Genomic DNA, 13,841 nt, shown 5'->3' with positions numbered 1-13,841 from the left:
TCGCCGTCGGCCTCCGCTCGTCTGGCCGGCAGTGTCGCAGCCCGTAGGCTCGGAGATTATGGCTACCGGCTCCACCATGCACACGTTCGAGGTCCAACTGGCCGACACCGATCGGGGCGTCTACGAGGACTACGCGCTGCGCGCCGCCCGACATCCGTCCGAGACCGACGCGTACATGCTGACCCGCGTGCTCGCCTACGGGCTCGAGTTCACCGAGGGCATCGCCTTCGGAGGCAGCGTGTCGTCGACCGAGGAGCCGGCCGTCATCGCCCGCGACCTCACCGGCGCGATCACGGCGTGGATCGAAGTCGGCGCCCCCGACGCCGAAAGGCTGCACTACGCGTCGCGCCTCGCCGAGCGCACCGTCGTCTACACGCACCGCGATCCCGTGAAGGTCATGGCACCGTGGGCCGACAAGCGCATCCATCGCGCCGAGGACATCCGTGTCTACAGCTTCGACTCCGGCTTCATCGAGTCCGCCGCGCCGCTCATCGAACGGCGCAACACCATGACGATCACCGTCACCGAGGGCACCCTGTATCTCGACCTGAACGGCACGAGCGTGACCACAGCGGTGCACGTGCACGAATTGGGCTGAGCCCGGCGCGCGGTAAAGAGGGAGATTGTGTCGGGCGGTGAACTCCCCGTGGGGAGGCCGACCCGAGCGCACTCCTCCGCCCCACAGGGAGTTCACCGCCCGAAAGCACACACCCTTACGCACGACGAAGGCCCCGCCCTCGCAGGGACGGGGCCTTCGTCGTGACGGATCAGGCCGTGAGGTCTGCCGCAGTCGGCATGCGACCGGCGATCTCCTCGATCAGGTCATCGTTGAGGCGAGCGGTCTCGAACGGCGCGTCGATCTCGGCACGCTCCAGCAGCTCGGTCATGCGACGCTGGCGCTGACGCGTGATCAGCGTGACGACGCGACCCGAACGACCCGCGCGACCCGTACGGCCCGAGCGGTGCAGATACGTCTTGTACTCGTCCGGAGCGTCGGCCTGAACCACGAGATCGATGTCATCGACGTGGATGCCGCGGGCGGCGACGTCGGTCGCGACGAGCACGCTCACGCGGCCCGAGGTCAGACGCTCGAGGTTGCGCGTGCGCTTGGCCTGGTTGAGGTCACCGTGCAGCGAGACCGCGGGGATGCCGGCGTCGTCGAACTGCTCGGCGAGCATGTCGGCGTACGCACGCGTGCGGGCGAAGACCAGGGTCTTGCCGGCGCGGTCGACGAGCGAGGTGAGGATGTCGGCCTTGTCACGGTGCTCGATCACGAGCACGCGGTGCTCGATCGTGCTCGAGTCCTGGTCCTCACCGGCGACCTCGTAGACGGCCGGGTCGACGAGGAACTCGTCGACGAGAGCCGCGACCTCACGGTCGAGCGTGGCCGAGAAGAGGAGCTTCTGGCTGCCGTCGGCCGTGTGACGCAGGATGCGCTGCACGGGCTCGACGAATCCGAGCTCGCACATGTGGTCGGCCTCGTCGAGCACCGCGATGCGGCAGTCCGAAAGATCGAGCTTGCCCTGGTTGATGAGGTCCTCGATGCGACCGGGCGTGCCGATGACGATGTCGACGCCCTTCTTGAGCGCACCCACCTGGCGGCCCTGCGGCACGCCACCGTAGATCTGCGTGGTGAAGAGGCCCACGCTGCGGGCGATCGGCTGGATGGTGCGGTCGATCTGCAGCGCGAGCTCGCGCGTCGGAGCGAGGATGATCGCGCGCGGCGACCGACCGAACTCACGACGCTTGCCGGCCTGCGACTGCAGCACGCGCTCGACGAGCGGTGCGCCGAAGGCGATGGTCTTGCCCGAGCCGGTGCGACCGCGAGCGAGCACATCGCGACCCGCGAGCACAGCGGGGATGCTGGCCGCCTGGATCGGGAACGGCGTCGCCGCCCCCATGCCGACGAGGGTCTCGACGATGTTGGATCCGAGACCGAGGTCGCCGAACGTCACGCCGTCGACCTCGACCGCTGCGACGGACTTCGCCTCGAGGCGCTCGTGCACGACGTCATCGGTCTGCTCGAACTTCTTGGCCGGTGCCGCCGTGGCGTTCCAGTCGTTGCGGCTGGGACGCTCGTTGCGCGACGGCCGCCCACGGGTGTCCGACGTCAACGGGCGCGGACGCTCGGTGCGGTACGCGCCACCGGTCGAGGGACGCGAACGCTCGTCGCGGCCACCCTCGATCGCACGCTGAGTGCGGTCACGGTCGAAGGCACGACGCGCACGGTCTGCGTCGTAGGAGCGCTCGGGACGGTCGAAGCCGCCGCGGTCGTCACGACGCAGGCCTGCGCCACGCTCGTCGCGACGCGGGCGCTCGTCGCGGTCGAAGCGCGGACGCTCGGTGCGGTCGCCCGAGCGGGAAGGACGCTCGTCACGGGAGAAGCGCTGGCCACCGCGATCGTCGCGGAAGCCGCCGGAACGCTGGTCACGGCGGTCGTCACGACCCGGCCGTCCACCATCGCGGTGATCGTTGTCACGGAAACCCTGGCGCTGCGTGCCGGCACCGCGGTCGTCACGGCGCGGACGCTCGTCACGCTGGCCGCCGCGCTCATCGCGGTACGTGCCGGGACCGGTCGGACGCTGGCCGCCACGGTCGTCCCGACGGGGACGGTCGTCGCGGGTGAAGCGCTGGCCGCCGGTCGGACGGTCGCTGTTGTAACGCGGACGCTCACCGCGGTCGTCGAAGCGGGGGCGCTCGTCGCGGTTGTGCGGGGCGTTGTGGCGACCCGACTCCGCGCGGTTGCGGATGCCGCGGGCCTCATCCCGACCTGCGCGCTCCTGAGCGCTCCAGCGCTGCTTGGGAGCGCCACCCTCTTCTGCGGGACGGTATCCGCGGTGGCCGACGCTGCGGCTGCCGGGACGACGGTCGACGCCGGCCGATGCGGTGCGGCGCTCGCCGGCATCCGCACGTCCGCCACGGGCGTCGCGCGAGTCGCGCGTATCGCGGGCGTCGCGTCCTGCGTCACGACCACCGGCGCGGCGATCGTGGAACGAGGTCTTGTTCGCGCCGTAGCGCGGCTCGAAGTTGGCGGCGGGACGTCCGCCGCGGGGCTTCTTGTTCTTGGGCATGGGTGTGTCCTTCTGAGTTCTCGCACGAGAACGGCGCCGCGCACACGCGCGAGCACCCTGCGCCGGATCGGATGCGATCGGACGGGGTTCCGGACTGTCAGCGGCCGGGGCCATTCATGTGATGGTTGATTAGCGTCGAGCGACGCTCACCATCGGCCCCTGGACTCACACTTCTTACACAAAAACGTCCGCGCACTGCGCGGGTGTCCGAAGCCGACGCAACAAGTGTAGCGGTCCCACCTGAGAGACCCCTCAGTCCCCCAGGCTCCGGCCTCGGTCTCCTCGCTCCGGCGTCGCGCCATACGATTGCGGGGTGAACTCCGCATCCCCCACCGGCACCCAGGTGCACCTCCAGCTCGGCGACGTCAGCGCACAGGTCGCGCAGGTCGGCGCCTCTCTCCGCTCGCTGCGCATCGGCTCCGTCGACCTGATCGCCCCGTATCCCCTCGACGCGCCGACGCCGTCATGCTCGGGCGTCGTGCTCGCGCCGTGGCCCAACCGCGTGCGCGACGGCCGCTGGAGCGACGACGGCACCGAGCGGCAGCTCGCGATCATCGAGCCGAAGTTCGGCAACGCCAGCCACGGGCTCCTGCGCTTCACGTCGTACGACATCGAGCAGACGGCATCCGCGACGACGCTGAGCGCCACGATCGTGCCGCAGACCGGGTACCCGTACCTGATCGAGACGAGCGTGACCTATGTGCTGCGCGCCGACGGCATCGATGTGACGCACGCGCTCACCAACCGATCCGCGACCGCGGCGCCGGTCGCCCTCGGAACGCATCCGTTCGTCACGATCGGCGATGTCGACCCGCACGACCTCGTGCTCACCGTTCCGGCGCACACGGCCTTCGACACCGACGAACGGATGCTGCCGACGGGCACCAGTCCCGCCGATGCCGCTCTGCGAGACGGGGTGCGCCTGGGCGATGTGAGCCTCGACACCGGATTCACCGACCTCGACCGCGACGCCGACGGTCTGGTGCGGCACTCGCTGACCGCGCCGGACGGACGACGCCTCACCGTCTGGCAGGGCGAGGGCTTCGACGTCGTGCAGGTCTACACGACCGACAAGTACCCCGGTCAGTCTCTCGCCGTCGCGATCGAGCCCATGACCGCACCCGCCGACGCGCTGAACAGCGGCGTCGGCCTCCGTCGACTCGCCCCGGGCGAGACCTGGACGCTGCAGTCGGGCATCACGCTCGACTGAGCTCGTCAGCGACCGAGCTCTGAGTCACGTCTCAGCAGGAGACGGCCGATGCCCGCCCGGAAGCCGATTCCGGGCGGGCATCGCGCGTTCTCATGCTGAGTAGTGAACGCGGCTCCGGCTACTCGCCCCGCTCGCGCAGTTCCCGGCGGGTCAGCTGGTTCGCGTGCGGCAGACCCGAGTCACCACCGGCACCCGCACCTGCGTGCACGCGTCCGTCCGCGGGCACGGGCCCATCCGACGGCGCCGATGCGTCGACCGGCGCAGAACCGTCATCGCCCGAACCGGCCTTGCGGGCCAGGCGCCGCTCCTTCGCACCCTCGACGAGGTTGTAGAGCGTCGGCAGAACGATCAGCGTCAGCACGGTCGACGAGATGAGTCCGCCGATCACGACGATCGCGAGCGGCTGCGAGATGAATCCGCCGTGCCCGGTGATGCCGAGCGCCATCGGGGTCAGCGCGAAGATCGTCGCGAGCGCCGTCATGAGGATCGGGCGCAGACGCTTCTCACCACCGGCCCTGACCGCGTCGATGGTCGAGAGCCCTTTCTCGCGGTACTGGTTCACGAGGTCGATCAGCACGATCGCGTTGGTGACCACGATGCCGATGAGCATCAGCACACCGATCAGCGATGCGACACCGAGCGGAACACCGGTGATGATCTGCAGCAGGATCGCACCGGTCGCCGCGAACGGCACCGACACGAGCAGCAGCAGCGGCTGGCGCAGCGACTTGAAGGTCGCCACCATCACGACGTAGACGATCAGGATCGCGGCGAGCATCGCGAGACCGAGCTGCGAGAACGAATCGGCCTGCTGCGTCGCGACGCCACCGACCTCGGCCGAGGCTCCGTCGGGCAGGTCGACCGCAGCGAGCGCCTCGTTCACCGACTGGGTCGCCACGGCGAGGTTGTCGGATGCCGGCGGCACCGTGATCGTCGCGGTGCGGCGGCCCTGCTCGGTCGTGATCGACGTGGGGCCGTTGCGCTCCTCGACGGTCGCGATCTCCTGCAGCTGCACGACCCCGAGCGGCGTCGGAATCGTCAGCTCGCGCAGAGCCTGCGCGGTCGTGGGCGGCTCGGCCGATGCGAGATAGATCGTGAGTGCGGTGTCGTCGATCTCGACGGTGCCCACCTGCTGCGGACGCATCGTGTTCGACACGATCGACCCGACGGCCACTTCCGAGAGACCGCGCTGCGCGGCGGCATCCCGATCGACGACCACGGCCAGGTACGGCAGCGCCGCGGCGAGGTTGTCGGTGACCTGCCCGACGCCGTCGCGACCGTCGAGCTCGTCGACCACGGCGGTGGTGGCGGTCTGCAGATCGTCGGCGTTCGAGGCGGAGACCGAGATCTCGATGTCGCTCGAGCCGAAGCCTGCGGCCGATTGCACCGACACCTCTCCAACGTCGGTGAGATCCTTCACGGCATCCTGCACCGCGGCGCGGAGCTCCTCCTGATCGGCGTCCGAGTCGGTGAGCACCGAGTAGGTGATGCCCGCTCCGCCCGAGAACGCGTCACGCAGGGCCGAGCCGCTGGATCCGATCGACGCCTGCACCGTGGTGACCCCGTCGATCTCCATCAGAGCGTCTTCGACGGCGACAGCCGCCTCCGACTTGGTCTCGAGGCTCGCGGTCGGGCCGAGGTCCTGAGTCACGGTCATGGTGTTCTGACCCGAGTCGCTGAGGAAGTTCACCTTCATCAGAGGCGCGGCGGCGAGCGTGGCACCGAGCACGACGACGGCGAGGATCACGGTCACGCCCGAGTGCTTGAGCGTCCACCCGAGGATCGGCCGGTACGCGCGCTGCAGCGGCGTCGGCGGTGCGGCGGGGTCTTCCGGGTCGATCTGCACGCCGTTCTCGTCGAGCAGCGGCTTGCCGGGGCGGAGGAACCAGTACGCGAGCACCGGCACGATGGTGAGCGACACGAGCAGCGAGGCCACCATCGCGATCGACACGGTCATCGCGAACGGTCGGAAGAGCTCGCCGACCATGTCGCCGACGAACACGATCGGAAGGAACACCGCGACCGTGGTGATGGTCGACGAGGTCACGGCCATCGCGACCTCGCGCACGGCGAGGCGGATCGCGTCGCCCTTGTCGGCATCGCCGACGTAATGCCGCTTGATGTTCTCGATCACGACGATCGAGTCGTCGACCACGCGACCGATCGCGATCGTGAGCGCGCCGAGGGTCAGGATGTTCAGCGAGTATCCGAACGCCTGCAGACCGATGAAGGTGATGAGCACGCTCGTCGGGATCGAGATCGCCGTCACGAGCGTCGACCGGATCGACAGCAGGAAGACGAGGATGATGATCACCGCGAACGCGAGGCCGAGCAGACCCTCGGTCGCGAGGGTCTCGATCGACTGCTGGATGAACGGCGCCTGATCGAAGATGATCGTGAACGTGGCGTCGGGGAACGCCTCGCCGATCTCGTCGAGCGCGGCGATCACTCCCTGCGAGACCTCGACCGTGTTGGCCGCGGGGAGCTTCGTGATCGAGATCGACAGGGCGTCCTCACCGTCGACACGCGAGATCGACGAGATCGGGTCGGACTCCTGCACGACCGTCGCCACGTCTCCGACCGTCGCCTCGGTGCCGACCAACGGCAGTGCCGCGATCTCCTCGACGGACGTGATCTTCGCCCCCGTCTGCACCGTGAGGGTCTGGCCGTTCTCGGTGATGTCGCCACCGGGGAACAGCGTGCCGTTCTGCTGCAGTGCGGTGCTGATGGCCTGCGTGCTCTGCCCCAGAGCCGCGAGCGCCGCGACGTCGGGCGTGATCGTGATGCGCTGACCGACGCCGCCGATGAGCTGTGCGGCGTTGACGCCGTCGACGTCCTCGAGATCGGGAATCGCGACGCTCGTCAGTTCCGCCTGGGCGTTCTCGGCGTCATCGAATCCGGTGACCGCGACCTGGATCACGGGGAAGTCGTCGATCGACACCGCGAGCACCTGCGGACTGATGTCTTCGGGCAGCTGACCCGAGATGCGGTTGATCGCCTGCTGGATCTTCTGCTCGGCGGTCGCGAGGTTCGTGCCGTAGGCGAACGTCGCCTGCACGATCGAGGCGTTCGTCGTGCTCGTCGCCGTGGTGCCCTCGAGCCCCGGCACGCCCTGGATCGCCGACTCGATCGGCGTCGAGACATCGTTCTCGACGACCTCGGGCGAGGCGCCCGGGTACGTGGTCATGACCATGAGGTTGGGCAGTTCGAGCGACGGGATGAGCTCCTGCTTGAGGTTCGTCAGAGCGAGCCCGCCGAACACGGCGGCGACGATCGTGATCAGGGCGATCAGCGCGCGGTTCTTGAGACTCAGGACGGCGAGGTTCGACAAGGGCGGATTCTCTCTCGGTCGGATCAGGCGGATGCTGCGGCGGTGGATGCTGTGGGGGACGCCTGTCGCGGAGTGAGGATCCCGGCGAGGGCGTCGCGGATGAGCTCTTCGTCGAGCGGCTCGTCGTGGATCTGTGCATGCCAGAGTACGCCGTCGATGAAGACGGCGGCCGCCCTGGCCCTGTCGAATCCGTGAACGGGGGCGATGAATCCGACGACCTCGTCGGACCACTGTCGGGCGAACGCGCGGACCCGGGGGTCGTGCACGGCCGCGGTGACGACGGCGCGGTCTGCCTGGATCGCGCGAGCATCCGTGAGCCCCTGGTGCACGAGTCGCGCGAGCCCCTCGGGAGTGACTCCTTCGACGACCACGGCCTTCCTGGTCTCGTCGATGCGCGCCTCGATCTCAGCGGCGAGCGCACCGATCGCCGCTTCGCGCAGGTCGTCGAGAGTGGCGAAGTACTGGGTGGTGGCGCCCAGCGGCACGCCCGCGCGGGCGGCGACCTTGCGGTGCGTGAGAGCGTCGACGCCGATCTCGACGATCAGCTCGGCAGCGGCCGTGACTATCTCGAGACGGCGCGCCTCGGGATCGCGGCGGCGGCGTGTGCCCTCACTCATCGATCCCCCTGCGCAATCACGGGTGTACATGTGTCTGTACGCGCGTACATGTACGTTTGTACATTCTGCACCCCGAACCTGGAGATTCGCCCGGCGCGCGGCGGCATCATCAGCGGTGCGAGCACGCCGCCTGAGGCGTTCGGAGCACAGCGCCTGAGGCGTTCAGAGCACAGACCCGAGCGCGAGCCCGAGGCCGGCGAAGAGCAGACCCAGCAGCAGCATCCCCACGGCATTGACGACGGATGCGCGACGCTCGCCGTCGTGCCACAGAAGGACCGTGTCGAGCATCGCGGTGCTGAAGGTCGTGTAGCCACCCAGGAGGCCGGCTCCCAGCAGGAATGCCTCGGAGGGAAGGGCCGCGGTCACCATGCCGAGCGCGAAGGACCCGCTGAGGTTGACGATCAGGATGCCCCAGGGAAAGCGGCGACCGACGGCCTTCGCGACACCGAGATCGACGAGGTAGCGCAGCACGGCGCCCACTCCGCCGGCGAGCCCGGCGCCGACGAACAGCAGCGGACTCATGCGTCAGCTCCCGCGCGGGCGAGCCCGGCGCCGACGAACAGCAGCGGACTCATGCGTCAGCTCCTGCGCGGGGCGCAGATCGGCGGGGGCGTCCGAGACGCAGCCCCAGCGCCGCCGCGGCGAGGCCGAGCACGAGACTGCCCGCCGCGTAGACGAACGCGAGCAGCGGAGCATCCGCCCACAACACCACCGTGCCCGTCATGAACGCGCTGTAGGTCGTGAAACCGCCGAGCACGCCCGTGCCGAGGAAGACCCGCACACCGGCGGTCGAGGCGAGCCGCGCGGCGACCACGCCGATGAGCAGCGAGCCGACCACATTGACCAGCAGCGTCGCGGTGGGGAAGCCGCCGGCATCCGGCATCCACAGCTCCACGGCCAGCCGCACAGCGGTGCCGATGCTGCCGCCCACGAAGACGAGGAGCAGGCGCCGAGGGGTCACGCGGCAACTCTAGCCGCGCACCGCCGATGCATCCGTCGATTGTCAACCGGGTGCGCGCCGAGCGGCGCCGGGTCGAGACTGTCCCCATGAAGCCACTGTGGAAGCTCGACCGGACTCCGCCCACCGGCACACCGTTCGACCCCGGCGCGCGGCACGACGTCGTCATCGTCGGCGCCGGCCTCACCGGACTCACCACCGCCGTCATGCTCAGCCGCGCGGGCCTCGACGTCGCGGTGATCGAGGCGGGCGAGGTGGCCCAGCTCGCGACCGGAGCGAACACCGGCAAACTGTCGCTGCTGCAGGGCAAGCGTCTCGCCGAGATCCGTCGCCACCACCCCGCTCCGCTCGTGCAGGCCTATGTCGATGCGAACCGGGCGGGCATGGACTGGCTCCTCGCCTTCGCCGATCAGGCAGGCGTCTCGTACGAGCGGCGCACCGATCACTCGTACGCGCAGGACCCCTCCGGGCTCGAGACGCTGAACGAGGTGCACGCCGCGGCGAGCGACGCGGGCCTGCCGACCAGGATGCTCACGCGTGCCCAGCTCTCGTCGCTGGCATTCCCCGTGTTCGGGGCCGTCGCGCTCGACGAGCAGGTGACGATCGATCCGGCCCTCGTGGCGCAGGCGCTCGCCGAGGAGCTGCTCGCGGCGGGCGGGGCTCTGCACACCGGCGTCCGGGTGACCGCGACCCACGTGCTGCCCGACCCCCGTGTCGAGACCACGGCGGGGCCCATGTTCGCGGAGCACATCGTGATCGCCACCGGATCGCCGATCCTGGACCGCGGTCTGTACTTCACGAAGATGCGGGCGTTCCGCTCGTACTGCGTCTCGTTCTCGATCGCCGGCGACCTGCCGGACTCGACCTTCATCTCGGTCGACGGCGCGACGCGGTCGATCCGCCCCGTCTCCCCCGCTGACGGTCCGGGTGGTGCGGCGCGGCTCGTCGTGGGCGGCAACGGGCACCCGGTCGGGCGATCCGACAGCGAGGCCGCCGCGATCGACGGGCTCGTCGAGTGGACGCGCCAGTACTTCCCGGATGCGGAAGAGACCCACCGCTGGGCTGCGCAGGACTACGAATCGCACAATCAGATCCCCTTCGTGGGGGCGATGCCGCGCGGACTCGGTGTCGTGCGCTTCGCGACCGGTTACGCGAAATGGGGCCTGTCCAACGCGCCCGCCGCGGCACTGCGCCTCACCGCCGAGATCCTCGGGGCGAGCTGGCACGACCGGCCGTCGTGGATGGTGAAGATCGGCACCAGACTCACCGTTCCCGCAGACCTCGCCCGAGGTGCCGCCGAAGGGGCGAAGGTCGCGGCCGCTGCGACGAGCGGATGGGTGGATGCCGAACGCCGGCCCGTTCCCGTTCCGAAGCCGGCCGAGGGACAGGGCGTGGTCGCGAACCGCGGCGGACGCCCGGTCGCGATCTCGACCGTCGACGGCGTCACCCGGGCCGTGTCGGCCGTGTGTCCGCACCTGGGCGGCATCCTCGCCTGGAACGACGCCGAGTGCACATGGGACTGTCCGCTCCACGCCTCACGCTTCACGGCCGACGGCACACGCATCGAGGGGCCGGCCCTGCAGGATCTGAAGCCGCAGCCGCGGACGAAGGAGAGCTGAGGTTCAGCTCGAGGGCGCAGTCATTCCGTGTCGATCATCGTGCAGGTCGTGAGGAACTCCACGAGACGCGTGCCGTCGTCGGTGCGGAAGAGTTCATCGAGCGCGACGTTGAACTCCTCCTGTCTCGCGAACGGGATGTTCACGGGCTCGTATCCCGCATCGATCAGCGCACCCGTCATCATGATGCGCGCGGTGCGCTTGTTCCCGTCGAAGTAGAACTGCGATCGCGTCGCGGAGGCGAAGTACACGAGCGCGCGAGCTCGCGGATCGGCGAGGGCGTCCAGCGCCGCGAGCAGGTTCCGGTAGTCCGCCTGCAGCTGCTCACCACCGGCTCCGGCGGGGTCGCCGTCCACGGTCCCGCCAGCGGCGAGGCGCACGGCGCCGCCGCCGTTGACCACTCCTTCGCCCCGAAAGGCGCCGGACTCGATCGCCTCATGCTTGGCGACCGCGCCGTGGATGCGGTCGCTCATCCCCTTGTTCAGGGAGAACGACCGATCGCGCACGGCCCGGATCATCATGTCCATGCCCTCGCTCAGCGCGAGGATCTGCTCCGCTTCCTCGATCCTCTTGCCGCCGACGGTCACCCCGTCGAGCAGTGTCTGCACCTGGGGCAGCGTGAAGGTGTTCCCCTCCAGGGCCGCCGCGTTCCACACCAGCTCCGGCAGCGACTTCTCCAGTCGGAAGAGCGCACGCTCCACCGTGGACGGCCTGATGCGGTCGAAGTCGACCGACCCCGGACGCCAGGTGATCCTCCCCGTGCGCAGCTGACGCGTCGTGTCACCGGCGAAGGGGTCGCGGGGGCTCGATCCTGCCTGGTGACGCGCCCGGTTCGCAGCTGCACGCTCGGCGAACTCCGCCGACGTCAGGCCCCATTTCTCCTCACGGTCCGGATTCTCACCCCACGCGCTCATCCCGAGTCACCACCCTTCCGTGATCTCGTCAGCCAGGTCGGTGTAGCCCAGCCCATAGAGGTCGATAGCCGCCTGGATCGGTGCGACGATCCGGTGATGCCAGACCGGAGGCATCATCACGTCGACCAGGTAGGGACGCATGGTCGGCGCCAGGAGCACCCCTGCCGGTTGATACTCATCGACCTCGCGCAGAGTCGCGGCCAACCGATCGGCCGCTGCATCCGTCTCGATCGTCCACACCACGATCGGTCCCGGATCCGGCGCGTGGCCGAGATAGACCGCCGCAGCAGCCACTCCCGAGAGCGCTCCCTCACCTCGTCCGATCGCACCCCCGGCCACATCGATCATCTGTTCCTGGCTGAAGTCGGATCTCGGAGCGAAGAACCGTGCGCCTTTCCGATGCTGCGGCGCTGAAGAGCGACCAGCCAGTTCCAGCAGCCGCCTGCGGCCATCAGGTGCCTGACGCTCGAGCCGCGACACCCACTGCGCGATCGCCTCCACCTCATCCGAATCGACCAGTCCCCAACCCGCGAGGTCTTCTCTCGCCGGCGTCGCGGGATCCGCCATCACCCGAGCCGCGACCGCGGCTGCCGGATCGCTCGCGGGCACCAGGGCCAGGTCGATGTCGTAGCCGGCCGCCAGTGCGAGCTCTCGCAGGGTCTCCATGGTCGGCGAAGACTTGCCGTCGCGAACGCGCTGGATGGTCGAGCGCGCGAGTCCGGTCGCGCGCGCCGATGCGCTCGGGGTACTGCCGAGTGCATCGAGAAGCTCCGGGACGTCCATCTCGTCATTGTAGCGAGGATGCTACACATGTCGCAAGGATGCGGCAGGTGTAGCATCTGCGCGCCAGTGATTCAGGAAGCCGCGCCCGGCGGCGGAGCATCCCACCCCTGCTGAGGCTGGTCGCAGCTCTCGCGGAACACGTACTGCGAGGCGAGCTTGCGCTGGTGGCTCGACCAGTCGATCGCCGGTCGGCGCTGCTCCGGCGGCAGATAGCCGAGGCGGTACACCGCCATGAGCTCGAGGTCGTCCGGCACGTGGAGCAGGTCGATGATCTCCTCCCAGCGGCCGGGAACCTCCATCGGGAACGAGATGAACTGGATGCCCATGCCGAGCTCGACCGTCGTGAGCCAGACGTTCTCCATCGCGGCGCCCATGCTGAACACCGAGTAGAACGACGACAGCTGGCCCGGCCGGTACTCGCTGCGATCAAGCATCACGCCGAGCAGCAGCGGCGAGCCGGCGACGAGCTTGTGGTTCTCCTCACCCAGGGTCTTGGGCACCCCGAAGGTGTTCATCAGCTTCTGGCCGCGCTTGGTGAACACCTGGCTCGTGAACGGACGAAGAGCTGCGGGGAGCTTGTCGAACAGCATCCCGCTGCGCTTCTGCTCCATCTCAGCCTGGCTGAACCGGAAGTACGGCTTGTAGCGCTCGAAGAACGTGCCGTTCGACATCGCCTCGGTCATACTCTCGCCCGAGATGCGTGCGATCCGGTCGATCGTGTCGCGGTTCTCGATGACCACGAACCGCCACGGCTGGCTGTTCAGCTGCGAGGGTGCGCGGCCGGCCGCCTCGAGCAGGATGCGCTGATGCTCCTCCGACACCGGGTCGGGCAGGAAGGGCCCGTTCGTGGTCTTGCGGCGGCGGATGGCGTCGAGCAGTTCCATGCGTTCACTTCCGGTCGGTGGCGAGGCGCGAGCAGAGGAGGCCCGCGATGATGAAGGGCGCTGCGGCGAGCGCGATGATCGGATGCCGTCGGCCGTGCGTTCCGAGGTACGGGATCGCGGCGAGCGGCGCGGCGGCGGGCGCCAGGACCAGAGCGGCACGGCGGCTGGCGTGCTTCGGGCGACCCCAGATGATCGCCGAGAACGCGGCGGCCGAGCTCACGCAGGTGGCGATGTAGATCGCGTGATGCAGCCAGCGAAAGTTGCTCGTATCGATGAGTCTGGCCGCGACAGCCGTGCCGAGGGCGACGTTCGCACCGTAGGCCGCGGCCGCCACCGCGAACAGCGGCGCAGCATCCGTGCGTCTCCGTCGGTGGCTCATGCCCCGACCCTACGCCCACCCCCGGCATCCGCTCTCGGCCTTGCCGTGGTGTCTCGATCTGTGCGAAAGCGCCCGCCC

Annotated in this window: 12 protein-coding genes; 3 read left to right on the top strand and 9 right to left on the bottom strand. The window is 69.3% G+C overall.

The features are described from left to right. Window positions 1-58: 58 nt before the first annotated feature. Complete coding sequence (locus IXW21_RS16245) at window positions 59-598, top strand: YaeQ family protein (RefSeq protein ID WP_194765284.1); 540 nt, start codon at window positions 59-61, stop codon at window positions 596-598. A 169-nt stretch (window positions 599-767) separates the two neighbouring features. On the opposite strand, the gene IXW21_RS16240 is transcribed toward IXW21_RS16245, so the two are convergent. Further along, on the bottom strand, window positions 768-3,071 hold the full coding sequence (locus tag IXW21_RS16240; protein WP_194765283.1) for a DEAD/DEAH box helicase: 2,304 nt from the start codon (window positions 3,069-3,071) through the stop codon (window positions 768-770). A 313-nt stretch (window positions 3,072-3,384) separates the two neighbouring features. Between IXW21_RS16240 and IXW21_RS16235 the strand changes: the two genes are divergently transcribed. After that, window positions 3,385-4,281, top strand: coding sequence for an aldose 1-epimerase family protein (locus tag IXW21_RS16235; RefSeq protein ID WP_194765282.1), 897 nt, complete (start codon window positions 3,385-3,387; stop codon window positions 4,279-4,281). A 118-nt stretch (window positions 4,282-4,399) separates the two neighbouring features. Here the strand turns inward: IXW21_RS16235 and IXW21_RS16230 are convergent, their stop codons facing one another. The 4 genes from IXW21_RS16230 to IXW21_RS16215 form a co-directional block, all read right to left on the bottom strand. Continuing rightward, complete coding sequence (locus tag IXW21_RS16230) at window positions 4,400-7,612, bottom strand: efflux RND transporter permease subunit (protein ID WP_194765281.1); 3,213 nt, start codon at window positions 7,610-7,612, stop codon at window positions 4,400-4,402. 23 nt (window positions 7,613-7,635) lie between these two features. After that, entirely contained in the window at window positions 7,636-8,229 is a 594-nt protein-coding gene (locus IXW21_RS16225) for a TetR/AcrR family transcriptional regulator (protein WP_194765280.1), read from the bottom strand. Window positions 8,230-8,391: 162 nt separating this feature from the next. After that, window positions 8,392-8,751 carry a fluoride efflux transporter FluC gene (locus IXW21_RS16220; protein ID WP_194765279.1) on the bottom strand — a complete coding sequence of 120 codons (360 nt, stop codon included), beginning with the start codon at window positions 8,749-8,751 and terminating at the stop codon, window positions 8,392-8,394. A 49-nt stretch (window positions 8,752-8,800) separates the two neighbouring features. After that, entirely contained in the window at window positions 8,801-9,190 is a 390-nt protein-coding gene (locus IXW21_RS16215) for a fluoride efflux transporter FluC (protein ID WP_194765278.1), read from the bottom strand. Window positions 9,191-9,276: 86 nt separating this feature from the next. Between IXW21_RS16215 and IXW21_RS16210 the strand changes: the two genes are divergently transcribed. Continuing rightward, window positions 9,277-10,806, top strand: coding sequence for an FAD-dependent oxidoreductase (locus IXW21_RS16210; protein ID WP_194765277.1), 1,530 nt, complete (start codon window positions 9,277-9,279; stop codon window positions 10,804-10,806). Window positions 10,807-10,826: 20 nt separating this feature from the next. Here IXW21_RS16210 and IXW21_RS16205 read toward each other — a convergent pair whose 3' ends face one another. The 4 genes from IXW21_RS16205 to IXW21_RS16190 form a co-directional block, all read right to left on the bottom strand. Then, window positions 10,827-11,717: a hypothetical protein gene (locus IXW21_RS16205; RefSeq protein WP_228528670.1), complete on the bottom strand. Its 891-nt coding sequence runs from the start codon at window positions 11,715-11,717 to the stop codon at window positions 10,827-10,829. Window positions 11,718-11,723: 6 nt separating this feature from the next. Beyond that, entirely contained in the window at window positions 11,724-12,500 is a 777-nt protein-coding gene (locus IXW21_RS16200) for a helix-turn-helix domain-containing protein (protein ID WP_194765276.1), read from the bottom strand. 71 nt (window positions 12,501-12,571) lie between these two features. Then, window positions 12,572-13,384, bottom strand: coding sequence for a nitroreductase family protein (locus IXW21_RS16195; RefSeq protein WP_194765275.1), 813 nt, complete (start codon window positions 13,382-13,384; stop codon window positions 12,572-12,574). A 4-nt stretch (window positions 13,385-13,388) separates the two neighbouring features. Continuing rightward, entirely contained in the window at window positions 13,389-13,763 is a 375-nt protein-coding gene (locus IXW21_RS16190; RefSeq protein WP_194765274.1) for a hypothetical protein, read from the bottom strand. Window positions 13,764-13,841 lie beyond the last annotated feature (78 nt).

Source organism: Microbacterium sp. UFMG61 (assembly GCF_015354505.1).
Taxonomy (GTDB): domain Bacteria; phylum Actinomycetota; class Actinomycetes; order Actinomycetales; family Microbacteriaceae; genus Microbacterium.
The sequence above is the reverse complement of the archived record's forward strand: the minus strand, read 5'-3'. Positions and strand labels throughout refer to the sequence as shown.